Annotated in this window: 22 protein-coding genes and 2 pseudogenes; 9 read left to right on the top strand and 15 right to left on the bottom strand. The window is 69.0% G+C overall.

The features are described from left to right. Positions 1 to 535 precede the first annotated feature (535 nt). Positions 536 to 1,621, bottom strand: coding sequence for a helix-turn-helix domain-containing protein (locus tag OG385_RS32970; protein WP_266860434.1), 1,086 nt, complete (start codon positions 1,619 to 1,621; stop codon positions 536 to 538). Between the two features lie 100 nt (positions 1,622 to 1,721). Here OG385_RS32970 and OG385_RS32965 point away from each other — a divergent pair, with 100 nt between their 5' ends. After that, positions 1,722 to 2,963, top strand: coding sequence for an MFS transporter (locus tag OG385_RS32965; RefSeq protein ID WP_266860433.1), 1,242 nt, complete (start codon positions 1,722 to 1,724; stop codon positions 2,961 to 2,963). Between the two features lie 244 nt (positions 2,964 to 3,207). Here OG385_RS32965 and OG385_RS32955 read toward each other — a convergent pair whose 3' ends face one another. The 6 genes from OG385_RS32955 to OG385_RS32930 form a co-directional block, all read right to left on the bottom strand. Next, positions 3,208 to 3,918, bottom strand: a complete 711-nt coding sequence (locus OG385_RS32955; RefSeq protein WP_266860432.1) for a DUF4328 domain-containing protein — start codon at positions 3,916 to 3,918, stop codon at positions 3,208 to 3,210. A gap of 366 nt (positions 3,919 to 4,284) precedes the next feature. Then, positions 4,285 to 5,007 carry a zinc-binding dehydrogenase gene (locus OG385_RS32950; protein WP_266860431.1) on the bottom strand — a complete coding sequence of 241 codons (723 nt, stop codon included), beginning with the start codon at positions 5,005 to 5,007 and terminating at the stop codon, positions 4,285 to 4,287. Further along, on the bottom strand, positions 5,007 to 5,273 hold the full coding sequence (locus tag OG385_RS32945; RefSeq protein WP_266860430.1) for a hypothetical protein: 267 nt from the start codon (positions 5,271 to 5,273) through the stop codon (positions 5,007 to 5,009). Before OG385_RS32945 ends, OG385_RS32950 begins: the two co-directional genes overlap by 1 nt. A 32-nt stretch (positions 5,274 to 5,305) precedes the next feature. Further along, the gene (locus tag OG385_RS32940) at positions 5,306 to 5,725 is read right to left on the bottom strand and encodes a cupin domain-containing protein (protein ID WP_266860428.1); all 420 of its coding nucleotides are present in this window, start codon (positions 5,723 to 5,725) and stop codon (positions 5,306 to 5,308) included. Positions 5,726 to 5,827: 102 nt separating this feature from the next. Beyond that, entirely contained in the window at positions 5,828 to 6,670 is an 843-nt protein-coding gene (locus OG385_RS32935) for an SDR family oxidoreductase (RefSeq protein ID WP_266860426.1), read from the bottom strand. Positions 6,671 to 6,701: 31 nt separating this feature from the next. Then, a complete protein-coding gene (locus tag OG385_RS32930; protein WP_266860424.1) occupies positions 6,702 to 7,037 on the bottom strand; it encodes a carboxymuconolactone decarboxylase family protein in 336 nt (111 codons plus the stop codon). 155 nt (positions 7,038 to 7,192) lie between these two features. On the opposite strand from OG385_RS32930, the gene OG385_RS32925 reads away from it, so the two are divergent. Continuing rightward, positions 7,193 to 8,062 (top strand): helix-turn-helix domain-containing protein, encoded by an 870-nt coding sequence (locus OG385_RS32925; protein ID WP_266860422.1) that lies wholly within the window; start codon positions 7,193 to 7,195, stop codon positions 8,060 to 8,062. Positions 8,063 to 8,075: 13 nt separating this feature from the next. Here the strand turns inward: OG385_RS32925 and OG385_RS32920 are convergent, their stop codons facing one another. Next, positions 8,076 to 8,993 carry a helix-turn-helix transcriptional regulator gene (locus OG385_RS32920; protein WP_266860420.1) on the bottom strand — a complete coding sequence of 306 codons (918 nt, stop codon included), beginning with the start codon at positions 8,991 to 8,993 and terminating at the stop codon, positions 8,076 to 8,078. 215 nt (positions 8,994 to 9,208) lie between these two features. On the opposite strand from OG385_RS32920, the gene OG385_RS32915 reads away from it, so the two are divergent. The 3 genes from OG385_RS32915 to OG385_RS32905 are packed head-to-tail and all read left to right on the top strand — an operon-like array spanning position 9,209 to position 12,139. Further along, on the top strand, positions 9,209 to 10,186 hold the full coding sequence (locus OG385_RS32915; protein ID WP_266860418.1) for an aldo/keto reductase: 978 nt from the start codon (positions 9,209 to 9,211) through the stop codon (positions 10,184 to 10,186). A 44-nt stretch (positions 10,187 to 10,230) separates the two neighbouring features. Continuing rightward, the gene (locus OG385_RS32910) at positions 10,231 to 11,259 is read left to right on the top strand and encodes an alcohol dehydrogenase catalytic domain-containing protein (protein WP_266860416.1); all 1,029 of its coding nucleotides are present in this window, start codon (positions 10,231 to 10,233) and stop codon (positions 11,257 to 11,259) included. A gap of 28 nt (positions 11,260 to 11,287) precedes the next feature. After that, positions 11,288 to 12,139, top strand: coding sequence for an aldo/keto reductase (locus OG385_RS32905; protein WP_266860415.1), 852 nt, complete (start codon positions 11,288 to 11,290; stop codon positions 12,137 to 12,139). Positions 12,140 to 12,565: 426 nt separating this feature from the next. Here OG385_RS32905 and OG385_RS32900 read toward each other — a convergent pair whose 3' ends face one another. Next, positions 12,566 to 13,471: an NADP-dependent oxidoreductase gene (locus OG385_RS32900; RefSeq protein ID WP_266860413.1), complete on the bottom strand. Its 906-nt coding sequence runs from the start codon at positions 13,469 to 13,471 to the stop codon at positions 12,566 to 12,568. A 460-nt stretch (positions 13,472 to 13,931) separates the two neighbouring features. Here OG385_RS32900 and OG385_RS32895 point away from each other — a divergent pair, with 460 nt between their 5' ends. Further along, complete coding sequence (locus tag OG385_RS32895) at positions 13,932 to 14,288, top strand: MerR family transcriptional regulator (protein WP_266860411.1); 357 nt, start codon at positions 13,932 to 13,934, stop codon at positions 14,286 to 14,288. Between the two features lie 271 nt (positions 14,289 to 14,559). Here the strand turns inward: OG385_RS32895 and OG385_RS32890 are convergent, their stop codons facing one another. Continuing rightward, a complete protein-coding gene (locus OG385_RS32890) occupies positions 14,560 to 14,931 on the bottom strand; it encodes a cupin domain-containing protein (protein ID WP_266860409.1) in 372 nt (123 codons plus the stop codon). Between the two features lie 115 nt (positions 14,932 to 15,046). Between OG385_RS32890 and OG385_RS32885 the strand changes: the two genes are divergently transcribed. Continuing rightward, on the top strand, positions 15,047 to 15,871 hold the full coding sequence (locus OG385_RS32885; RefSeq protein WP_266861313.1) for an AraC family transcriptional regulator: 825 nt from the start codon (positions 15,047 to 15,049) through the stop codon (positions 15,869 to 15,871). A 280-nt stretch (positions 15,872 to 16,151) separates the two neighbouring features. On the opposite strand, the gene OG385_RS32880 is transcribed toward OG385_RS32885, so the two are convergent. The 4 genes and pseudogenes from OG385_RS32880 to OG385_RS32865 form a co-directional block, all read right to left on the bottom strand. Beyond that, positions 16,152 to 16,502, bottom strand: coding sequence for an antibiotic biosynthesis monooxygenase (locus tag OG385_RS32880; RefSeq protein ID WP_266860407.1), 351 nt, complete (start codon positions 16,500 to 16,502; stop codon positions 16,152 to 16,154). A 225-nt stretch (positions 16,503 to 16,727) separates the two neighbouring features. After that, positions 16,728 to 16,922, bottom strand: a pseudogene (locus OG385_RS37415) (IS5/IS1182 family transposase); the annotation flags it as partial. 27 nt (positions 16,923 to 16,949) lie between these two features. Continuing rightward, positions 16,950 to 17,507: a restriction endonuclease gene (locus tag OG385_RS32870; RefSeq protein WP_266860403.1), complete on the bottom strand. Its 558-nt coding sequence runs from the start codon at positions 17,505 to 17,507 to the stop codon at positions 16,950 to 16,952. A gap of 238 nt (positions 17,508 to 17,745) precedes the next feature. Next, positions 17,746 to 17,957 (bottom strand): annotated as a pseudogene (locus OG385_RS32865) (hypothetical protein). 357 nt (positions 17,958 to 18,314) lie between these two features. Between OG385_RS32865 and OG385_RS32860 the strand changes: the two are divergent. Then, complete coding sequence (locus OG385_RS32860; RefSeq protein WP_266860401.1) at positions 18,315 to 18,788, top strand: nuclear transport factor 2 family protein; 474 nt, start codon at positions 18,315 to 18,317, stop codon at positions 18,786 to 18,788. A 398-nt stretch (positions 18,789 to 19,186) separates the two neighbouring features. On the opposite strand, the gene OG385_RS32855 is transcribed toward OG385_RS32860, so the two are convergent. Then, the gene (locus OG385_RS32855) at positions 19,187 to 19,873 is read right to left on the bottom strand and encodes a TetR/AcrR family transcriptional regulator (RefSeq protein ID WP_266860399.1); all 687 of its coding nucleotides are present in this window, start codon (positions 19,871 to 19,873) and stop codon (positions 19,187 to 19,189) included. Positions 19,874 to 19,994: 121 nt separating this feature from the next. Between OG385_RS32855 and OG385_RS32850 the strand changes: the two genes are divergently transcribed. Beyond that, a complete protein-coding gene (locus OG385_RS32850; protein ID WP_266860397.1) occupies positions 19,995 to 21,581 on the top strand; it encodes a methylmalonyl-CoA mutase in 1,587 nt (528 codons plus the stop codon). The last annotated feature ends 21 nt before the right edge of the window (positions 21,582 to 21,602 follow it).

Here is a 21,602-nt window from a genome sequence, read left to right as displayed (position 1 = left end):
TGACCGGGCAGGCCCCGGCGAACTGTCCCTGGAACCTTGCCGAGTGGTTTCATATTCCGCCGGGGCGGCATGAGAAGCCAGTCGTCTCTTGAGCCGGTCGCGTCGGTCATGGTTCACGCGCGACCCGGCGCCCTGATGCCAGGACACGAACAGCCGCACGAGAAGCTCGGGTTGATCGCTGACTTGGCCGACCCGTGGTCGCCCTGGCCGACGTGTCCGGCTGTACCGGGGCCGAGGGCGTCACGCTGCGGATCGGCGGCACCGAGGCGCGGTCCACCGTCCCACGGCACATCGGGCCGGCCGCAAGGTGTCCGTGTCGGGCACCAAGAAGCCGAGCACCGAGAAGACCGTGAAGTTCAGCGGCGGGCAGGGCCGTGAGCCATGGCCCGGCGCGATACGGCCGGGGCGGATGCAGCCGGTGCGCTGCCCGACTGCCCGAGGGCGGCCTGCGGTCGCGACGGGCGGCTCGGCGCCCTGCCGAGTAGGACGATGTCGCGAACGCGGCGGTCGCCGCGTTTCGGCAGAACGAAACTGCTCAGCGCAGGACGGCCGCCAGCAGGTCCGTGCCCAGCGTCGTCATCTCGGGCAGGTTGAGGGTGTACTGGACGTAGCGCCCGTGTCGCCGGGTCGTGAGCAGGCCCGCGCGGCGCAGGACAGCGAGGTGGCGGGAGACCTCCGGGGGCGAGAGTTCCCAGGCGTGCGCCAGTTCACCGGTGGTGTGCGGGCCGCGGGCCAGGGTGCGCAGCAGCCGCAGCCGTACCGGATGCGCGAGTGCTTCCAGCCGTAGCGTGACTGTTTCCAGCGGCACCGGCGCCGAGGGGCTCGGCTCGGTCACGGGGTACTGCACCACCGGGTGCCACCCGGGCGCGTGGACCGCTACCAGGTGCGGGCGGCCGAAGACGCTGGGGACGAACGTGACCCCGGTGCCGTGGGCGGTGGTCGCTCTGTCCTGGAGCTTGTCCACGATGATGCAGTTGCCGTCCGGTGCCAGGGTGACGGCGCCGGAGACCGATGCGAGCGCCGCCCCGACGCCCTGGCGCTTCAACAGGTCGTTCTTCAGGCGCAGATCGGTGGCGAGTTGCACGGCGACGCCCGTCCAGGCGGTGTCGAAGAATGCGTCGGCGCACTGTTCGAGGGTGTGACGCACCCGTGCCCGCACAGCGGCCGGGTCCGCGAGCAGCCGTTCCGCGAAGGCCTCTTGGAGTGCGCCGCGGGCCTGGGCCAGGTCCAGGGCGCGCTCGCGCGCCGTCGCGTCGGCGAGCGGCGACGGTCCGGCGAAGTGGACCCGGTTGCTGCCGCACGTAGTGATGAGCGCTGCGGTCACATAGGTTTCGTCGTCGATCCGGTCCACGTCGTCCAGCTCCTCGGCGAGGGTCGGCCGGGGACGGGCGGGAACCAGGAAGTCGGCTCGTGAGGAACGCCAGAGGAACTCCGCTTCCCTGAGCCGCTCGGCCAGTTCCGGCCGCAGCCCGGCCCAGACGTCCCCAGCCCAGCCGGCGAGTTGCGGGTGATGTGCGGGTTCGGCCAGCACGTGAAGCATCGCGGTCAGCTCGGCCAGCGGGGAGGCGGTGAACCGCAGTTGCCCCGACGGCGGACCGCCGATGTCGATTCTCAACGTCATCTCCTCATCATCGCCGCTCGCATGGCCGACGACCGCGTCGGTTGACGGTGTCCGTCAACCGACGCGCCCGGCCCGGGCTGCCGAACGCACCGTTGACGCCATGGCAACGAAAACGTATATCCAGCCGCGCGCTCTCGTCCGTGCCTCCGGAGGCCCCCGCTATGCCGTCGCCCTGGCCGTGGACGCGCTCGGCACCGGCTTCCTGCGTCCCTTTCTGCTGCTCTACGGGGTGGCGGTGCTGAAGCTGTCCGTGTCGGCCACCGGCATCGCCATGACGGCAGGCAGCGTCGTGGCTCTGGTGTGCATGCCCGCGGTGGGGCGATGGTTGGACCGGGGCGCGCGCAGCACGGTCGTGGCGGCGTCGATGCTGGTGCGGGTGCTGGGTGTGGCGCTGCTGCTGGCCGCCCCGGCGGGGCACCCGTGGCTGTTCACGGCGGCGGCGCTCTTCCTCGGCATCGGCAACCAGGCGTGGCCGGCTGCCCATGCGGCCCTGGTGTCCACGGTCGCCCACGGCCGCGAACGCGACGCCGCTCTCGCAGGGGGCCGTGCGCTGCGCAACGCCGGCCTGGGCGCCGGTGGACTCCTGGCCACGGCGTGCCTGGCGGGTGGCACCACCGCGTTGCAGGCTCTGGCGGCCGTCACCGGCCTCGCCTACCTCGCCGCGGCGGCCTTGGCATGGTCGGTCCATCTGCGTGCATATCCGGGCGCTGCCGCGGCCAAGGACCGGGACGACGAACCCGCACCCCGGATGCGCGTGCTGCTGGCTGCCAACGTGATCTACGTCTTCTGCCTCAACATCCCCGAAATCGCGCTTCCCCTGGTCCTGGTGACGCAGTTACACGCTTCCCCGGTGTGGTCGGGGGCCATTTTCGTGGCGAACACGGTGCTGGTGGTCACGCTGCAGGTTCCGGTCACCGTCTTCATGTCCCGCTTCGCCCGGCGGACCGTGCTGGCTCTCGCCGGCGTGGTGCTGGCCGCGTCCTACCTCGGCTTCTTCGCGGCCACCTCACTGGGACACGGCTGGGGTGCCCCGGCCGTCGCCGTGGTGTCCGTGGTCTGCACCATCGGCGAGATCATCTACGCCGGCAGCGCCACCGCGCTCGTCACTGCCCTCGCCCCGGCCCATGTCCTGGGGCACGCCCTCACCCGTTTCCAGCTCTCCACGGGCTTCGGCCTCGCCGTCTCCCCGGCGATCGTCACTGCTCTCGCCTCCCGCGGCTCGGCCGCCCTCTGGGGCAGCCTCGCCGCCGCGACCCTCCTTTCCGCCTCCGCCGTCGCCGCCGAGAAGGATCGAGGAACGCGGCCCAGCGATTACCGCCTTCCGGCGCGAGCCGGCGCCTGAGCCCGGCGATCGATGCGGGAGACGGTTCGAAGCAGAGGCGTACACCATCCGGCCCCTTGTGCCGGGACTTCGCCGTCAGCATCAATGGCGAGGCGCCCTGTTCACCGAGGCGGGTCAGGGCGGAATGCCGGTGCTCGTGCCGGGTGCGGGAGGGAGTTCCTGCCTGGCCGTCCGCTCGCCCGCCCGCTGTCGCCGTGCCCAGTCGTAGCGAGTGCGCGTCGCTACCCCTGAACACGGCACCGGATCAAACGGTCGCGTACGGTCCCTCCGCTGCCTTGGTGCGCTGCATGTGTGTCAGCTTCCGTACGAAGAAGATCGCGAGGACGGCGGCCACGATGTCAACGGCGTCACCGGCGAGCATGACGCCCACCGACTGCCGGTACGCGTCGAGGTCGTCCGACCTGCTCAGTGCCGATCCGAGCTTGCCGAGGACCAGCGAGATGACCCATGCGGCCCACCACGCGGTCAGCAGCGTCCGCGGCGCTGCGCGCCGGGAGCCGTCGGGTGCGGCCGGGGAGCTGGCGTCCCAGGACGCGGAGGCGATGCCGTGCGGTATCCAGAGGCTTCCGAGGGGGATGAACCAGCCTCCGATCGCCCAGCCCGCGCGTCGGCCCTGGATGTCCGGGGCAAAGACCTCGGCGTTCTTGCGGGACCGGTGGAACCAGACGATGAACACGACCGCGGTCGCGGCCAGCGCCACCATGTAAACGTTGCTGCCCAAGCCGACCAGCCGGTCGGCCCGCTCCCCGTCCTCCACTGCGTAGGAGGCGAACCCGCCGTCCGAGACGCCCCCCAGCAGGCGGTACATGTTGACGTGGGCGACGACCGAGAAGACGTCCGTCGCGGCGCACAACGCGAGCAACATGGTGACGGCCAGGGACAGTCCTTTGGTCGGCTTCAACCGCGGTCCGACGTACAGATTGCGCGGTGGTGTGAAGGCAGGCGTATGCGACATGACTGAGAGAACCCCCCACGGGTACGAAAACCGGCCGTCGAAGGACGACCGGCCCCGAAGCTTATGTTCCGCTTATATCCCCGTCCAGCCCGTTACCGCTTGGCAGTTCCACACACTCGTCCTCGCTGCCGCTCTGCACGTCGGCCAGGGGCATCGGGAAGGCAAGTCTGCTGCTGACGGCGTGGCAGGTGCCGGTACGCACGGTGGCAGAACGCCGTCGACGATGCGGTCGGGGCCGAGGGGGCGGCTGAGGCGGCGAACCCAGCCCGGAACGGCACGGAACCCGTACGGGACACCGTGGTCCATAGCGGTGTCCCGTACGGGTTCCGTGGTGGTGCGTCGCACTCCCCGCAGCATGGGCCGGCATCAGGGGACAGTGAGGATGATCTTTCCGTGAGCCTCGTGGGAGCGCAGGCGCTCTGCGGCCTTGGCGGCGGTGGCGAAGGACAGCGTGGTGTCGATCAGTGGCCGGACTCGTTCGTCGGCCACGGCCTCCAGCAGGTGCTTTCCCGCAGCGGCGATGACGTGGCCCAGTTCGGCGGGCCGGGTGAAGCCGAAGGAGACGCCCGCGACGCGCAGGTGGCGGTAGGAGAGGGCATCGAGGTCGATCGTGGACTCGGCCGTGTCGAGGCGGCCGATGTTGACCACGACGCCGTCGGTGCGGGTGGCCCGCAGGCAGGCGGCGAAGGCGGGGCCGCCGACGTGATCGAGGGCAACGTCGGCACCCTCGCCGTCGGTTACGTCCAGCACCGCCTGGGCAAGGTCCTGTTCGCCGGTGACCACGACGGTGTCGGCCCCCGCCCTGCTGAGCAGGGAGCGCTTCGCTGCGCTGCGGGTGGTGGCGATGACGTGTCCCGCGCCGAGTGCCTTGGCGATCTGTACGCCGATCAGGCCGATGCTGGAGGTGGCTCCGGTGATCAGCACCGACTGCCCGGCCTGGAACCCGGCGGCCATGAGGGCGCCGTGCTCGGTGAGCAGCCCGGTGGGCAGCGCGCACGCCTCCGCGTAGCCGAGTTGCTCGGGGACCAGCAGGACGTGGCGGTGGTCGGCCAGGACGTACTGGGCGAAGCTGCCCGGCGTGGTACCCATCACCCGCTCGCCACGGCGGGTGTGTCGACGCCCTCACCGATGGCGGTGACCTCGCCGGCGAACTCGTAGCCGGCCCGGTACTCCTTGCCGGTGCCGCCGGAGGTGGGGTCGGCGTCGGCGAGCATGGAGGCGTCGGCGTTGTTCAGGGCCGTCGCACGGGCGCGCACCACGATCTGCCCGGGACCGGGTTCGGGTACGGGAACCTGCCGGGCGGTCCAGTCAGGTCCGGTGCCGCCGAACAGAGCGGTCATCGTCGTCTCGGCCATGGGCGGGGCTCCTTTCACGGGCAGCGCGGGGGTCAGTGGCTGCTGGTGCGCCCGGCGTTGTACTGCGCGTCGGTGATGTGCTCCAGCCAGGTGGTCTCGGGCCGGTCGTCGCCGGGGGCGACGGCATCCCACAGGGCGAGGTGCTCCATGAAGCGGTCTTCGGTCGCTCCGTGCCAGTGCTCCTCGCCGGGCGGGCAGGTCACCGTCTCGCCTGGGCGGGCCTCGTAGACGGTGCCGTCACGGGTGCCGATCAGGGCGGTACCGGCGACGATGTGCAGCGTCTGGCCGACAGCGTGGTGGTGCCACGCGGTGCGGGCGCCGGGAGCGAAGCGCACCATGTTGGCCCGAATACGGGACGGCTCCTTTCCGGCGTGGATGACGTCGAACCAGACGTCTCCGTTGAACCATTCCGCGGGCCCCTTGCCGGTGGGCTGGGTCTTGACGAATTCCATGGGGGGCTCTCCTTGATTTGGGCAAGTGTCAGCGGCCGGGATGGCGCCGCGAGTTAAGAACGGTGCGTCTGCTCCAGCCCCGGGATACCGGGGCCGACGCCATCAGGCCGCGTCGTCGCGGGAGAGGCCGGTGCCCAGGGCGCGCGACGCGACGGCCTGGTCGGCGATCTCCTTGCCCTTGGCCTCGATGGCGGGTACGGCGTCATCGCCGGCGACGAACCGCAGCGGTGGCTCCTCCAGGCCGACGACCTTCAACAAGGCGTCGGCGAGCTTGGCAGGGTCGCCGGCCTGCCGACCGTTCATCGACTGCCACATCTTCTTGGTCTCCGCGGTGCGCTCGGCGTAGTCCTCGATCGAGCCCTCCGCCCAGCTGGTGGAGGCGTCCACGAGCAGTTCGGTGCGGAAGAAGCCGGGCTCGACGATCGTCGTCCTGATGCCGTAGGGCTCCAGGTCGAAGTGCAGGGATTCCATCCAGCCTTCGACACCGAACTTGGATGCGGCGTAGGCGACGCAGAACTCCTGGCCGATCACACCGGCCAGCGAGGAGATCGTGACGACGTGACCGGCACGCTGTTTGCGCATGACGGGCAGTACGGCGCGGGTGACGTTCATCGGGCCGAACAGGTTCGTCTCGATCTGCGCCCGCATCTGCGCCTCGGAGATCTCCTCGAAGTAGCCGGCCTGGAAGGTCGCGGCGTTGTTGATCAGCACGTCGATGCGGCCGAAGCGGGCCACGGCAGCATCGACGGCCGCCCGGGCCGCGGCGGTGCTGGTGATGTCCAGCGCGGTGACCAGCAGGTTGTTCTGCTCGCCGCCGAGCGCATTGAGCACGTTTTCGGGGCGGCGGCCGGTGGCGACGACCTGGTGGCCGGCGGCCAGGGCCTGGCGGGCGATGTCGGTGCCCAGGCCGCGGCCCGCACCGGTAACGAAGATGACCTTGCTCATGAGAACGGGAACGCTCCTGCGTCGTCGGGGTTCAGTGGTGGGCGGCGTCGGCGGACGCCAGGACGGCCTTCAGCTGACCGGCGGCGCCCATGGCGTTGGGCCAGCCGGCGTAGAACGCCAGATGGGTGATGGCTTCGCTCAGCTCCGCCTCGGTCAGTCCGTTTTCCAGGGCGAGCTTGAGGTGGAAGCCGAGCTGGTCGGAGCGGTACAGGGCGATCAGCGCGGTGACGGTGACCAGGCTGCGATCCCGCGGGGAGAGCCCTTCTCGCTCCCACACGTCGCCGAACAGCACCTGGTCGGTGAGGCCGGCGAGCTTGGGGGTTATATCGCCGATGGCCTGCTGCGCTGCGGATTCCTTTTCCGGCACGACGCTCTTTTCCTTCCCTCGTCCTCTGTCTCGTGCAATTCAGGCTGACACTTCTGCGGGCGCACGTGCAGAGGAGGGTTTGTTCCTGGGAAAGAAGCATCCTGGGAAGAATTCTTCCCCCTCACACCAAGCCCTTCCGCTGCCACACTGGGGGTATGAGTCCGACACCGCATCTGAACGAGCTGGGCGAGTTCCTCAAGGCCCGCCGCTCCGAGCTGAGCCCGCGAGGAGTGGGCTTGCCCGACAGCGGCGGGCAGCGCCGGGTCGCCGGGCTGCGCAGGGAAGAGGTCGCCCAGCTCGCGGCGATCTCCACCGACTACTACACGCGCCTGGAGCAGGGCAGATTGCCCCCGTCGGCACCGGTGCTGGAGGCGGTGGCCCAGGCCCTGCATCTCGATGATGACCAGCGGCGCTACGTGTTCGGCCTGGCGGGTAAAGAGACCGCACGCCCTCGCCGCAGGGCCCGGCAGAAGGTGCAGCCGCAGCTGCGCAGGGTCCTGGACGACCTCACCGCCACACCCGCCGTCGTGATGGGCCGCCGGATGGACGTCATCGCCTGGAATCCCCTGGCAGCGGCGCTCGTGACCGACTTCGGCGCGGTCCCGGAAAAGCACCGTAATTACGTACGTATTCTTTTCACCGACCCGGCGATGCGCACCCTGTACGCCGACTGGAAAGGCGTCGCCCGCACTGCGGTTGCGCAATTGCGTATGGAAGCGGCGAAGTATCCGGACGACCCCCGACTGACCGCTCTGGTCGGCGAGTTGTGCGTTCAGGACGAGGACTTCCGTCAGTGGTGGGCAGCGCACCATGTCGCCACGCTCAGCGTGGGCACGAAGGTTCTCAACCACCCGATCGCCGGTGAACTCTCCCTGGACTGGGACACTCTGACGGCCAGCACCGACCCCGACCAGCAGCTCGTCGTATGGACCGCCGAGGCCGGTTCTCCCGCCCACGACGGCCTGCGGATCCTTGCCTCCTGGGCGGCCGACCAGCACCGCACCACCGCAGAACCCGCCGAATGAGCCTCCCGTGCGGTCAGTCCCTGCGGGTCTGCTGACCAGTGGATTCCGAGGCCGGCGCGGGGCGTTCCGCCGGCTGCGGCGCGCTCATGTCCAGCAGGAGCAGGGCGTCATGGTCGGGGGTTCCGGGTTCGGCGGTGTAGACACCGATGCGCTGGCCGGGAGTGCCTTCCACCTGGAGGGATTGCGAGGTGAGGGTCACCGTGCCGACCTGTGGGTGTTGGAAGGTCTTGTGGGCGGGTTTGCGTCCGGTGACTTCGTAGCGTTCCCACAGGCCCGCGAAGTCAGGACTTTTCAGAAGGAGTTCGCCGACGAGGTTGGTGAGGTCCGGTGCGTCCGGGGCGGTGCCGGCGACGGCGCGCAGACGGGCCACGCACGCGGTGATCTGCCGGTCCCAGTCGGGGAACAGGTCGCGCGCCGCGGGGTGCAGGAAGAGGTAGCGGGCGAGGTTGCGGTGCTTGGCCGGCCAATCCTCAAGGCCCGCGTACAGGGCGAGGCCGCCGGGGTTCCAGGCGAGCATGTCCATGCTGCGGCTGATGACGTAGGCCGGGTTCGGGCGCAGTGATTCAAGCAGCAGCTTGAGGTGGGGGCGCACGGTTCGGCTGGGCGCGGGCGGCGGTTCCGGGGCGTAGCGGGCGGCACGGGCGGCGAGCTCACGCAGATGCTGGTGCTCCTGGTCGTCCATGTGCAGGGCGCGGGCGAGCGAGTCGAGGACGGCGGGGCTGGGGCGGGTCTCCTTGCCGCGTTCCAGGCGCACGTAATAGTCGATGCTGATGCCGGAGAGCGTGGCCAGCTCCTCGCGGCGCAGGCCCGGGGTGCGGCGGACACCGGAGCCGACGGTGAGGCCGACGTGTTCGGGGCTGGTCTGGGTGCGGCGGGCGCGCAGGTAGCGGCCCAGCTCGGCGCCTTCACTGTGCGCACTGTCTGTTGCCATGACTCCAGTCTCACTCGCGCTCGACCTGGTCCGCAGGTGCCAGGGGGGCCCTGTCATTACCCCCGAAGAGCCCGCCCTGCCACATCGACGCAATCCGGGCGAAGCTGAATGAGCAACCAACCCCGGATCCCACCGGTGGCCCTCGCAGGCACGGTCTGCCGGGCCGGGCGAGAGCGAAGGTGCGCCGGGCGACGCCACGATGCGGAGAGGACGACATGCGTTACAACAAGCTGCGTGACCTGGAGGTTTCCCGGATCGGTCTGGGCGCGATGGGGATGTCCCACGGCTACACCGGCTCCGGCACGGACGACGCCGAGTCGATCAGGACCGTGCACCGGGCGCTGGAGCTCGGCGTCACACTCATCGACACCGCCGAGATCTACGGCCCGTACACCAACGAGGAGCTGCTCGGGAGGGCGCTCAAGGGGCGCCGGGACCAGGTCGTACTGGCCACCAAGTTCGGTCTCGTGTCCCACGGCGGAGAAGGTGCCTGGAACCTGGATTCCAGCCGGGCGAACATCCGTACCGCCGTGGAGGGTTCACTGAAGCGGCTGGGCACCGACCACATCGACCTGTATTACCAGCACCGCGTCGACCCGAACACCCCGATCGAGGAGACCGCCGGCGCCGTCGGTGAGCTGATCGCCGAGGGCAAGGTACGCGCCTTCGGTCTCTCGGAGGCCGGCCCGGACACCATCCGGCGGGCGCACGCCGTGCAGCCGGTCACCGCGGTGCAGTCCGAGTACTCCCTGTTCACCCGCGGCATCGAGGAGCGCGTCCTGCCGGTGCTGCGGGAGCTGAACATCGGTCTGGTGCCGTTCTCCCCGCTCGGGCGCGGGGTTTTGACGGGCACGGTCCGCTCCACCGACCAGTTCGACGAGGGTGACTTCCGCCGCGACAACCCGCGCTTCACCGGTGAGAACTTCCAGCACAACCTCGCCCTCGCCGACGAGGTCAAGGGGCTGGCCGACGAGGTCGGCGCCACGCCCGCGCAGGTCGCGCTGGCCTGGCTGCTCGCCCAGGGCGACGACATCGCCCCTATCCCCGGCACCAAGCGCGTCAGCCGGGTCGAGGAGAACACCGCCGCCGACACCGTCACCCTGACCGCCGAGCAGCTCGCACAGCTCAGCAGCCTGCCGCCCGCCGCCGGCGACACCCACACCGAGGCCCAGGCGCAGATGCTCGAACGCTGACCTTCCGCACCTCCCAGAACCCCCCGTTTGGAGTAGTACCTCTTATGCGTGCAGCCCTGATGTACGGGGCCGGTGACGTCCGCGTCGAGGACCGGCCCGACCCGAAGATCGTGAAGCCGACCGACGCCCTCGTCCGCGTCGTAGCCGCCTGCGTGTGCGGCAGCGACCTGTGGCCCTACCGGTCGATGCCTGCCACCGAGACGGGCCGTCCCATGGGGCACGAGTTCCTCGGCGTCATCGAGGAGACCGGCGCGGACGTGTCCGGCCTGAAGGCCGGTGCTCTGGTTGTCGCCCCGTTCACGTACAGCGACAACACCTGCGGCTACTGCGCCAAGGGCCTGCACATCTCGTGCCGCAACGGCGGCCGCTACGGCTTCGACGGCGTCGACGGCGGGCAGGGCGAAGCCGTCCGCGTCCCGTACGCGGACGGCACCCTGGTGCAGCTGCCGGTGGCCGCCGACTCCGCGCTGCTGCCGTCGCTGCTGGCCCTGTCGGACGTGATGACCACCGGCCACCACGGCGCCGTCACCGCCGGCGTCGGCCGCGGCGACGCGGTGCTGGTCGTCGGCGACGGCGCGGTCGGCCTGTGCGCGGTGATCGCCGCGAAGCGGCTCGGTGCCGAGCGGATCGTGCTCGCCGGCCGCCATGCAGCCCGCACCGGCCTGGGCCGCGAATTCGGTGCCACCGACGTGGTGGCCGAACGCGGCGAGGAAGGCATCGCGCGCATCCGCGAGCTGACCGGCGGCGTGGACAAGGTGATCGAGGCCGTCGGCACCCGCCAGGCCCTCGACACCGCGCTCGGCGCGGTCCTGGACGGCGGCACCATCAGCCGCCTGGGCGTCCCGCAGTACGAGGAGGGTCCCATCGGCCCGGCCGCCTTCATGCGCAACATCACGCTGACCGGTGGCGCCAGCCCGGCCCGCGCCTACATCGAGCAGCTGCTGCCCGACGTCCTGGACGGCACCATCGCTCCCGGCCGCGTCTTCGACCAGACCTTCGCCCTCGGCCGGACACCGGACGCCTACCGGGCCATGGCCGACCGCCAGGTCCTCAAGGCCCTCGTCACCCCCTGACCCCCGCCCCCTCAGCCAAGGACGACCCATGCAATCCGTAACCCTCAACAACGGCGTAGAGATGCCGATCCTCGGCTTCGGCGTCTACCAGATCCCCGCCGAGGACACCGAGCGCGCCGTCTCCGAGGCGCTGGCCGCCGGCTACCGCCTGCTGGACACCGCCGCCGCCTACGGCAACGAAGAAGCCGTGGGCCGCGCCATCAGGTCCAGCAACATCGACCGCAACGACCTGTTCGTCACCACCAAGCTGTGGGTCCAGGACGCCCCCGCCGAGGACAACACCAAGCGTGCCTTCGAGACGTCCCTCGACAAGCTGGGACTGGACTACCTCGACCTGTACCTGATGCACCAGCCCTTCGGCGACGTCTACGGCCAGTGGCGCGCCATGGAGGCGTTCAACCGCGAGGGGACGGCCAGGGCGATCGGTGTCGCCAACTTCTACCCCGACCGGCTGCTCGACCTGATCGTCAACAACGACATCACTCCCGCGGTGAACCAGATCGAGACCCACCCCTTCTTCCAGCGCGCCGGCTACCAGGACCTGATGCGCGAGCACGGCGTGCAGATTCAGTCGTGGGGCGGCTTTGCCGAAGGCAAGAACGACCTGTTCAGCAACGCTCTGCTGGCCGGGATCGGCAAGGAGTACGGCAAGTCGGTCGCGCAGGTCGTACTGCGCTGGCTGAACCAGCGCGGTGTCATCGCCATCCCCAAGTCCGTGCGTGCCGAGCGCATGGCGGAGAACATCGACGTCTTCGACTTCCAGCTCACCGACGAGCAGATGGCTCGGATCGGTACGCTCGACACCGGTGTCTCGCTGTTCTTCGACCACCACGACCCCGAGATCGTCGGCTGGCTCGCCGAGCGCCGCCTGGACGACTGACTCGGGTCCGTCCGAGGGGCGAGCGGCAGGCCGCGCTGTCGGCCGCTGCTCGCCCCAACACTGGAGCGGCTCCGCGTCGACCTGCAACTCTGTGAAGCACTCAGGCACGGGCCCGACCCGACCCGCTTCGCCTCGCCTTGCCTTGCCTTGCCTTGCCTTGCCTTGCCTTGCCTAGCCTCGCCTCGCCTCGCCTCGCCGAGGTGTGCGGGCTCGATGAGAAGGCCGCGAAGCGCTACACGGACTCCGCACAGGCGCCGCTGCACCAGGCCGCTGAACAGCCACTTCGGTGAAGCCTGCTTGACGGGTCCACGCCTTTGCTGATGTCAGCGCCGCTCACCGGTACCGATCGAGGGCACGCTCGCCACGCAGGCCCGCACGTTGCGAGTTACCTACCTCGTGGGCCTGTTCAGATACAGAGCGGCCTGTTCAGATGCAGATCACGATCTTTCCTCGGGTGCGTCCGCGCTCGGCGTGCGCGTGGGCGTCGGCGATCCGCTCCAGGGGGTAGGCCTGTTCGATACGGGGTGTGTAGCGGCCTTGCCCGCCCAGTTCCGCCGCCGCGGACAGGAGAGTGGAGTCGTTCTCCGCGTTGACCACATGGGTGCCCAGGCGCTGCCCGCCCGCATGGTCGGCGACCGTCGCGACGCGCTTCGGGTCGCCCGCGATCGCGACGAGGTCGTCCAGCGATCCGGAGGCCGCGGTGTCGAGCACGATGTCGACTCCGCGCGGGGCGAGAGCGGACAGACGCTGCGCGAGGCCGGGGCCGTAGGTGGTGGGAACGGCGCCGAGTTCGGTGAGGAACTCGTGGTTGCGTTCACTGGCTGTCCCGATCACAGTGGCACCATGCGCTACCGCGAACTCGACCGCCGCGCTGCCCACGCCTCCGGCGGCACCCTCGACGAGAAGGGCGCGCCCCGCGAGGGAGCCGAGCGCGTCGAGCCCACGCATCGCGGTCACGGACGCGAGACCGGCGCCCGCGGCCTGCTCGTCGTTCCACGTGGCAGGGGTGTGCGCCCAGGCCGAGAGGATGAGCAGCTCTGCGGTCGCCCCGGTGACACCGCCCAGTCCGAAGACGCGGTCGCCGATGCTCACCCCCTGTACCCCGTCGCCGATCTCGTCGACCACACCGGCGGCGTCGCGCCCGGGAATGGCGGGCAGCTCCAGGGGAATCAGCTGGTGCAGGGCGCCGGCGCGCAGCTTCCAGTCGATGGGATTGACGCCGGCCGCCGCGACGCGGACACGGATCTCACCAACTCCGGGGTGGGGGTCGGGGGCCTGCTCGATCACCAGGCTCTCCGCTCCGCCGTATTCGTGGAACCGGGCTGCGCGCATATTGGTCTGCCTTACTTTGACGGGCGGGCCGGAATGACGTGTTCATCCGACGCTCGTCACTCTAGAACCTGACGTTGACGTGAGGTGCAAGCCGCAACTGCCGCCCGGCCGTTGAGGTGCAAGCCGCAACTGCCCCCCGGCCGGAGGAGGCAGGCGCGGATGGGTGAGGTTGCCGAGCGGGCCGGGCCGAGCGTGGGGGCCTGCGCCACTACGAGGGATCACTCCGCCCGTCACGGTCGACACCCATGTGCCCCGGGCGGGCTCGGCGATCCCGGCACGACGCGAGGGCTGCCGTGCGTACGTGAACCGGGTGAACGCGCTCGGTTCCGCCACCGGGTCATGATCAATCTCGGCGCCGGCAACGGTTCGATCGGCCCGCAGGGCTGCCCCCGGAGCCGGTATTGCTAGCCTCAACCTGACGTCGACGTGAGGTACGGGCGGGAAGGGAGTGACCTGCGTCATGCGCATCGGACAGCTCGCCAGGCGGTCAGGGGTCAGCGTGCGGGCCCTGCGCTACTACGAGGAACAGCGGCTCCTGGAATCGGCGCGGACGCCCGGTGGGCAGCGTGACTATTCCGACGAAGCCCTGGAGCGGGTCCAGCTCATCCAGGACCTCTTCGCGGCCGGCCTCTCCAGCCGTACCGTCGTCGAACTCCTGCCATGTGTGAGCACCGGCGTCGCGACCCCCGCCATGCTCGATCAGCTCATCATCGAACGCGACCGCATGGCCGCACGCATCCAGGACCTGATCCGGGCCAAGACCAAGCTCGGTCGCGTGATCGAGAATGTGACCGCGGCGAACGTGGCGCAGGACTGATCAACGCGTCGCGAGGGGTGGGGCGCCGACCTATCCGGCATCTACCGGGAAAGAGTCGGCCACCTGCGACCTGTGGGTCTTGTGCGCAGTGCCGGGCGAGCTGGACACGACGTGGGCGCTGGAACTGTCCAAGTACGAGGGCGCCAGGGCGTGTGACCAGGCGGACCGGTTCCGTGACGAAATCATGCGGCAGCTGGCCGGCCCACCCTTGGGGGACGGGGCATCCGCTGGGGCGGACGCCCCCTCAATGCCGCGGCCTGAGCCCGCACCGTCAGTTGAGGGTCTCGGCCGCCCTGGTCATCGCCCCTCCTGCGTCACCGGTGTTGATCGTGCCTGCCGGTTCGAGCAGCAGAATCGCGGTCTCCTCGTCTGCCACCGTGCGGTGCTCGACACCACGGGGAACTACGACCAGCTCGCCGGGTTCCAACACCACATCGCCATCTCTGAACTGGATGGTGAGCCGCCCGCTGATGACCAGGATCAACTCATCGGTGTCCTCGTGGGTGTGCCAGACGAACTCCCCCTTCAGTTTGGCCAGCTTGACCTCGTAGTCGTTGAGCACCGCCACTTTCTTCTGCGACCACAACTCGCTGAACTGCGCGAGCCTTTCTGCGAGTTTGACGGGAACAGCCGATGTGGACATAGGCGAGCCTTCCTCGGGACCGGTCACCGGGAGCGACCTCTCCGCCCCCCCCAGCCGGTGTTACGAGCCTGCCGCACCCCGACTCTGTGAGTCTTGTACGTTCCTGGCATGGCCTCTGACCGCCCCGGGCACGTCCATCACCGCCTGGAAGCCACCGGTCCCCGGGATCGCTGAGGTCTTCCACGCTCACTTCACCGATCACGCGTATCCGGCCCACACCCACGACACGTGGGACCTGATGATCCTCGATGACGGCTCGGTGGACTTCGCCCTCGACCGTCGCCGCCACGGGGCGACGGGCAACGCCAGCGTCCTACTGCTGCCTCCGGGCGTCCCCCATGACGGCCGGACCGTTACCGAGTCCGGGTTCCGCAAGCGCAACCTCTACCTCGACGACTCCGTTCTCCCGCAGGATTTGGCCGGCCGCGCAGCGGACACCCCGGTCCTCACAGATGGGCTGTTACGCCGGCGGATCGACCAGCTGCACACAACCCTGATCCATGCCGGAGACGGGTTCGAAGCCGAGTCCCGACTCTCGTTCATCCGAGAACGGCTCCACTTCCACCTCGCCGCGCTCCAGCCCCGCGCACCGGGGCGTGAGACAAACCGGCTCGCCGCCGAGCTGCGAGAACTACTGGACTCACGAACCCACACCGGCCTCTCCCTGCACGAGGCCGCAGCCATCCTGCATGCCCACCCCACACACCTGATCCGCTGCTTCAAGCAGACATACGGCCTGCCTCCACACGCCTACCTCACCGGTAAGCGCATCGAACACGCACGTCGCCTTCTCCTCGACGGCCGCCGACCCGCCGAGGTCGCCACAACCGTTGGCCTGCACGACCAAGCCCATCTAAACCGGCACTTCACACGCCACGTCGGGACCACACCCGCGCGCTACCAGCGCACTCGCACCGGTTCTCGCACAACTACCTTCTGAGCCCCGCAGCAGAAGCCGACATCCAACCGCCCCAAGGGCCAACGGACTTCACCCCGGCGAACGCATACGGTCAGAGCACCAGCCATCGGCTCGCCCCTCACGGTAGCGGGCGGACTTCACCGTCGTGGGCGAGGATCTTGCCCTCCACCTCGAAGTCGGCGGACGTGAAATGCCGCGGTGCACGAGAGCGGGGGCGAGGAACCCGTCGACCATGGAAGGGGACGGTGCCGTGCAGGGCGGAGTCGCTGCCGAGCACGGTCACGCCTCTACCGTTGCTGGGTCATACGTCGACCTGCTCGAAGATGTGCGGGTACGACACGATGTCGTCGGGGAACTCGGCCGCCATACGCTGGAACTCCGGGCTGCCGAACGCCGTGGCGAGCGCCTCGGTCGACTCCCAGACCGCGACGTTCATCAGAAGCTGGCTGTCCGCCGTTCCCTTGTGCATCTGCAAGGAGACGAATCCCGGCTGAGCCTTCATGAACTCCGCCTGCCTCCGAAAGAGGGCCAGGAACGATTCAGTCCTCTCCTTCGGAACGAAGAAGGTGTTGGCCAGGACGATGGGCCCGGTCTTCTCCTTGAACTGCGCGAACATCGGCGTAATCGGATCAAGGCTCTGCAGCTTGGCCATCTTCGGTACTTCCTCTCGCTATCGGTAGTCCCACGGCACCGAGGCCGGCCACGCCGCCGTGCTGGATCCGGCGACGCTCACGACGCTCGCTTGTCCCTACGGGTACTGCTTTCCGGGGACCGTTCCATCGTCCCGGGGCAAGCGGGCCGTGGAGTCAGCCGCAGTTCCCGTTCCGAGGGGCGACTTCGGTCGGACCGCGCGAAGCCGTGTCGTACCTGGGGCTGATTTGCCCTCGTCGGCGGGGCTGCGCCGGACCACCTCGACGGTGGTGTCGTTTACCGCGCCGTGGACGATCACGGCGTCCTCGAAGCCCTGGTCGACCAGGACCTTCTCCAGGCGCATCCCGCACCGTTCGGCCGCCTGGTCCAGCAACGCGATGCCGGCCTCGTTGTCGTGCGCGCTGGCCGACAGGACCACCACAACGGGACTTAACGGGAGACGATGCGGTCAGGCAGGTGGGCGCCGCCGAGTGCCACCGCCGCTTCCGTTCAACGGGATCAGGGATTCCAGGTGCGCGCCTTTGACCCAGGAGCCCAGCAGGTCACGGTGCATGGCCACCACGTCCTGACGCAGGGCCAGGCCGAGTGCGGCCGATGTGAACGTGCGGCCGGTGGTGACGAACAGTGCGACGTCTGCGCCGTGTTCAGGACGGGCAGTGCCGACGAACCTCTGCATGTCCTGCGAACCCACCCCCCGGGCGGGGGCGTACTTTTTACACTGGATGACCAGTTTGCGGCCGTCGGCGAGGTAGCCGATGACGTCCGCGCCCAGATCGCCGCTCTTGCCGCTGACGATGACCTTCGTGCAGCCGTCCCGCCGGCACAGACCGGCGATGTACGTCTCGAAGTCCTGCCACGACAGGGCGTCGACATCGGCCATCGACAGCTCCCGTGCCCGGGCCTCCTCCTGCGCCCGCCACCTCCGGTCCTGGTCTACCGCCCGGCGGTGCGAGCGCAGCAGTATCCAGCCGGCCCCGGCCGCTACGACCGCGGCAAGCACAGCCATGAAGACGGGCCACACCATCGTCCAGTGCCCGGCTACCCACACCACGACCGCCGCCGCCACCACCGCACCCCAGCCTTGAACCTGTCGGCGCGTCCGCTTCCTCAATCGCCAACGCCGTCGCCGTGACGCCATCACTCCCCCGCTTTCCAAAACCGTGAACCGCAATACGGAGGCGTACTCGGTCGGCTCATGGGCTTCGCCCTACCGCCCGGGAACCATGCCGGAACCTGCGTCGCCGTCAGTGCACGGATTGCGTGACGCCACTTGCGAGCTGACCCAGGAAATTGAGGATTCCCTGCCCCACCGGGGTCGGGGCGATGAGTACGCCCAGCGCCAGAACGATGGTCACGGTGTGCACTTCTCGTCCAACCGGCTCCGGGACTCCGTACGCCTGCGCAGCCGGAACAAGACGATCACCACGAGCAGCACACCCACATTGATCGTCAACAACCGCCCTGACCCCCGAAACGACCCGCCACCACATCCGTACGGGCAGCAACGCGCCACCCCAGACTTCCTGTGTATCCGGGGCCGGGCGGCGCTGGAGGCAAGTTGCGAACGAATGGCATAAAGCCATCGGGCCTGGCTGAATGCCGTGTGCCGGCCGACCCCCGACCTGGTGGCCACGGAGAACGGACCCCGCCAGGCTTCCGTCACGAGCGCGACCTTGCCGGTGAACTCGTTCATTGGTGTTCGCCTGATACCTGTACGGGCTCGACAAGGTCGACCGGATAGTCCTGCAGCTGAATGCAGACGGCGCCAAAAAAGCCGTCGCGGCGCCCTTGGACGCGCTGATACGACATGGGGATGAGTACTGAAGTCCTTGATCCAACGGACCGTCTGTTTGCCGAGCGCGCTTGCGAGCGCCTCATCGTCGAGTTCGTCCACCAGCTCGACCTCGGCAACCCGGGCGAGGTGGCCGGCCTGTTCACGGATACCGGGGTCTGGGAGTGGACGGAAGGAGACCGCCGCGTCCAGGGACGTGACGCACTCCGGTCCTATTTCGCCGGCCGACCCGCGGACAGGCTCTCGCGCCGGATATGCACGAACATCCTGGTCACTGTCACATCCGAGGCAACAGCCACGGCAACCACCTACTTCACGACCTACCGTGTCGATGGACATACCGACGGCTACGCACCCCCACGGGCCCCCACACAAGTGGGCCACTACGAAGACACATTCCTCAAGGTCGACGGCCAGTGGCTTCTCAGCTCTCGTTCCTTGTTCCTGGCCTTCGCCGGCCCAACCGAACGCCTCGAACCCACTGACAAGCCGTGATCACGCTCCAACTGACAGGGCAGGCAAGGCCGTAAGGAGAAACGTCGTGTGTTCGTCCGCGTCCCGCCCGGCAACAAGGGCGGGCCCGACCGCCCCGCTCAACAGCACACACCGGCCGGCCACCGGACTCCAGCCCGGTCCGGGATCGTCCTCGCAGCTGGGGAACACGTAGGCGAGCCATGGCGTCCGCCGGCGCGGGTGCGTCACCGGCCCCGCCCTGCGGTGAGACGGAACGCCAGGTGCCGGCAGTGGTCGTAAGCGGCGAGGTGGATCTTGTCGTGACCCCGTCGCGGAAGCATCCGATGGCACGGTCGTCGTCCGGTTCACCACGGAGCCAGGTGACCGCTGTCGGGATCACCGCGAGGCGATCCGGGGCAGGACTGCTCCGGACGGGGCCCTCAGCGCACCGATCCGCCCTCGACGAGACGCCTCAGCGAGGGAAGCAGCGCGTCCAGGTCCTGGCCGGTACGGAAGGCCACCAGCGTTGTGCCGCCGTTGCCGGAGTCCTCCGGGCCGGAGGGCGCGGGGAAGAGCGCGAGTACTTCGCGCATCGCCTCGTCCATTTCGGCCACGGGATCGGAGGACTCGCCCCGGAGCCAGCGGCGCAGCACATGGTTGTGGGCCGAGACCACGGACGCCGCCATGAGTTCGGCCCGCAGCGACGCCGACTCCGTGGGGTCCCCCATCCACTCCGCGATGAACTCACGGAACAGTCGCTGGTACCGCGCCACACTGGCGATTTCCCGGTCCCGCAGCACGGGGACCTTGCTGGTCAGCGCGTACCGACGGTGCGCGAGGTCGCCCTCGTCGATGTAGTGCAGCAGAACCAGGCGGACCGCGTCGGACACGGCGATCAGGGCGGTGCTGTGGCTGGAGCTGGCCAGCCGGTCCTTGATCAGTGCGAGCAGCCGGTCATGGTCGGGGAAGATCACGTCTTCCTTCGACTTGTAGTGCCGGAAGAACGTCGTGCGCCCTGCTCCGGCCCGTTCGGCGATGTCGTCGACGGTGGTCTGCTCGTATCCGCGCTCGTCGAAGAGCGCGAAGGCGGCATCCGCGAGTCGGATCCGCGCGGCTGGCTTACTCATGACCACCCATCCTCACTCATGACCGCCCATCCTTCCCTGTCTCGGTGCCCGGAAGCCACTTGCCCCGGCGAACGGTACTGAGTACCGTCTATCAGACATCGAGTACCGAAGGAGGTCCGGCGTGGGTTCCGTTGCACAGAGCGAGTCCGGTCTGCCCATCCAGCCGCTCTACGACGGTTGGGCGCTGACGGGTTTCGACGCGGACGCCAAGCTGGGCGCCCCGGGAAAGTTCCCGTACACACGTGGTGTGTACCCGTCGATGTACACCGGCCGTCCGTGGACGATGCGGCAGTACGCCGGATTCGGCACGGCGAAGGAGTCCAACGAGCGCTACCACGAACTCGTCGGCGCCGGAACGGGCGGCCTGAGCGTCGCCTTCGACCTGCCGACGCAGATGGGATACGACTCCGACGAGTCGATCGCCCGTGGCGAGGTGGGCAAGGTCGGCGTGGCCATCGATTCGATCGAGGACATGCGCACCCTGTTCCAGGGGCTGCCGCTGGACAAGGTGTCCACATCGATGACGATCAACGCACCCGCCTCGACACTGCTCCTGCTCTACCAACTGGTGGCGGCCGAGCAGGGCATCACTGGTGACCAGCTGACCGGCACCATCCAGAACGACGTACTCAAGGAGTACATCGCACGCGGCACGTACATCTTCCCGCCACAGCAGTCCCTGCGTCTGATCAGCGACATCTTCGCCTACTGCCACAAGGAGCTGCCCCGCTGGAACACGATCTCCATCTCGGGCTACCACATGGCCGAGGCCGGAGCCACGCCCGCGCAGGAGATCGCCTTCACGCTCGCCAACGCGAAGGAGTACGTGCGCGCCGCGCTCGCCGCGGGGCTGGACGTCGACGACTTCGCACCACGTCTGTCGTTCTTCTTCGTCGCCAGGACCACTCTGCTCGAGGAGATCGCGAAGTTCCGTGCCGCACGCCGCATCTGGGCCCGCATCATGCGCGAGGAGTTCAAGGCCAAGAACCCCAAGTCGCAGATGCTGCGTTTCCACACGCAGACCGCGGGGGTGCAGCTGACCGCGCAGCAACCCGAGACCAACCTCGTACGGGTCGCGCTTCAGGGCCTCGGCGCGGTCCTCGGCGGCACGCAGTCCCTGCACACCAACTCCTACGACGAGGCCATCGCCCTGCCCACGCAGAAGGCGGCGCGGCTCGCCCTGCGCACCCAGCAGGTCATCGCCTACGAGACCGATGTGACCAAGACCGTCGACCCCTTCGCCGGTTCCTACGTCATGGAGTCGATGACGGACGACGTCGAGGCGGCGGCCCTTGAACTGATCCAAGCGGTCGAGGACCGCGGCGGCGCGGTGGCGGCGATCGAGCAGGGCTTCCAGAAGTCCGAGATCGAGAAGTCCGCGTACCGGATCGCGCTGGAGATCGACAACCAGGAACGCACGGTGGTCGGGGTCAACAAGTACGTCCTCGACGAGGAGGAGCCCTACGAGGCGCTACGGGTCGACCCCCAGATCGAGAGCGACCAGTGCGAACGCCTCGCGGCCCTGCGCAAGGAACGCGACAACGACGCCGTCGAGCGGACCCTGGAAGCGCTGCGCGCCGCTGCGCGCGGCACCGACAACGTCCTGCCCCCGATGCGTGAGGCCCTGCGCCTGCGCGCCACGGTGGGTGAGGTCTCCCACGCCCTGCGCGACGTCTGGGGCGTCCACGTCCCCCACGACACCTTCTGACCAGTGAGCCCCAGGTGGAGC

Origin of the sequence: Streptomyces sp. NBC_01306 (assembly GCF_026340465.1) — a bacterium.
Taxonomy (GTDB): domain Bacteria; phylum Actinomycetota; class Actinomycetes; order Streptomycetales; family Streptomycetaceae; genus Streptomyces.
This window is presented reverse-complemented; position numbering and strand designations above follow the sequence as displayed.

What these genes read in the sequence shown, in the direction of transcription:
- OG385_RS32890 (WP_266860409.1), bottom strand. Translation starts at nt 14,931, where the DNA reads ATGTCCACATCGGCTGTTCCCGTCAAACTCGCAGAAAGGCTCGCGCAG.
- OG385_RS32900 (WP_266860413.1), bottom strand. Translation starts at nt 13,471, where the DNA reads ATGCGCGCAGCCCGGTTCCACGAATACGGCGGAGCGGAGAGCCTGGTG.
- OG385_RS32880 (WP_266860407.1), bottom strand. Translation starts at nt 16,502, where the DNA reads ATGGCCAAGCTGCAGAGCCTTGATCCGATTACGCCGATGTTCGCGCAG.
- OG385_RS32945 (WP_266860430.1), bottom strand. Translation starts at nt 5,273, where the DNA reads ATGGCCGAGACGACGATGACCGCTCTGTTCGGCGGCACCGGACCTGAC.
- OG385_RS32940 (WP_266860428.1), bottom strand. Translation starts at nt 5,725, where the DNA reads ATGGAATTCGTCAAGACCCAGCCCACCGGCAAGGGGCCCGCGGAATGG.
- OG385_RS32935 (WP_266860426.1), bottom strand. Translation starts at nt 6,670, where the DNA reads ATGAGCAAGGTCATCTTCGTTACCGGTGCGGGCCGCGGCCTGGGCACC.
- OG385_RS32855 (WP_266860399.1), bottom strand. Translation starts at nt 19,873, where the DNA reads ATGAGTAAGCCAGCCGCGCGGATCCGACTCGCGGATGCCGCCTTCGCG.
- OG385_RS32955 (WP_266860432.1), bottom strand. Translation starts at nt 3,918, where the DNA reads ATGTCGCATACGCCTGCCTTCACACCACCGCGCAATCTGTACGTCGGA.
- OG385_RS32910 (WP_266860416.1), top strand. Translation starts at nt 10,231, where the DNA reads ATGCGTGCAGCCCTGATGTACGGGGCCGGTGACGTCCGCGTCGAGGAC.
- OG385_RS32970 (WP_266860434.1), bottom strand. Translation starts at nt 1,621, where the DNA reads ATGACGTTGAGAATCGACATCGGCGGTCCGCCGTCGGGGCAACTGCGG.
- OG385_RS32920 (WP_266860420.1), bottom strand. Translation starts at nt 8,993, where the DNA reads ATGGCAACAGACAGTGCGCACAGTGAAGGCGCCGAGCTGGGCCGCTAC.
- OG385_RS32870 (WP_266860403.1), bottom strand. Translation starts at nt 17,507, where the DNA reads ATGGCTGTGCTTGCCGCGGTCGTAGCGGCCGGGGCCGGCTGGATACTG.
- OG385_RS32950 (WP_266860431.1), bottom strand. Translation starts at nt 5,007, where the DNA reads ATGGGTACCACGCCGGGCAGCTTCGCCCAGTACGTCCTGGCCGACCAC.
- OG385_RS32895 (WP_266860411.1), top strand. Translation starts at nt 13,932, where the DNA reads ATGCGCATCGGACAGCTCGCCAGGCGGTCAGGGGTCAGCGTGCGGGCC.
- OG385_RS32915 (WP_266860418.1), top strand. Translation starts at nt 9,209, where the DNA reads ATGCGTTACAACAAGCTGCGTGACCTGGAGGTTTCCCGGATCGGTCTG.
- OG385_RS32925 (WP_266860422.1), top strand. Translation starts at nt 7,193, where the DNA reads ATGAGTCCGACACCGCATCTGAACGAGCTGGGCGAGTTCCTCAAGGCC.
- OG385_RS32965 (WP_266860433.1), top strand. Translation starts at nt 1,722, where the DNA reads ATGGCAACGAAAACGTATATCCAGCCGCGCGCTCTCGTCCGTGCCTCC.
- OG385_RS32860 (WP_266860401.1), top strand. Translation starts at nt 18,315, where the DNA reads ATGAGTACTGAAGTCCTTGATCCAACGGACCGTCTGTTTGCCGAGCGC.
- OG385_RS32905 (WP_266860415.1), top strand. Translation starts at nt 11,288, where the DNA reads ATGCAATCCGTAACCCTCAACAACGGCGTAGAGATGCCGATCCTCGGC.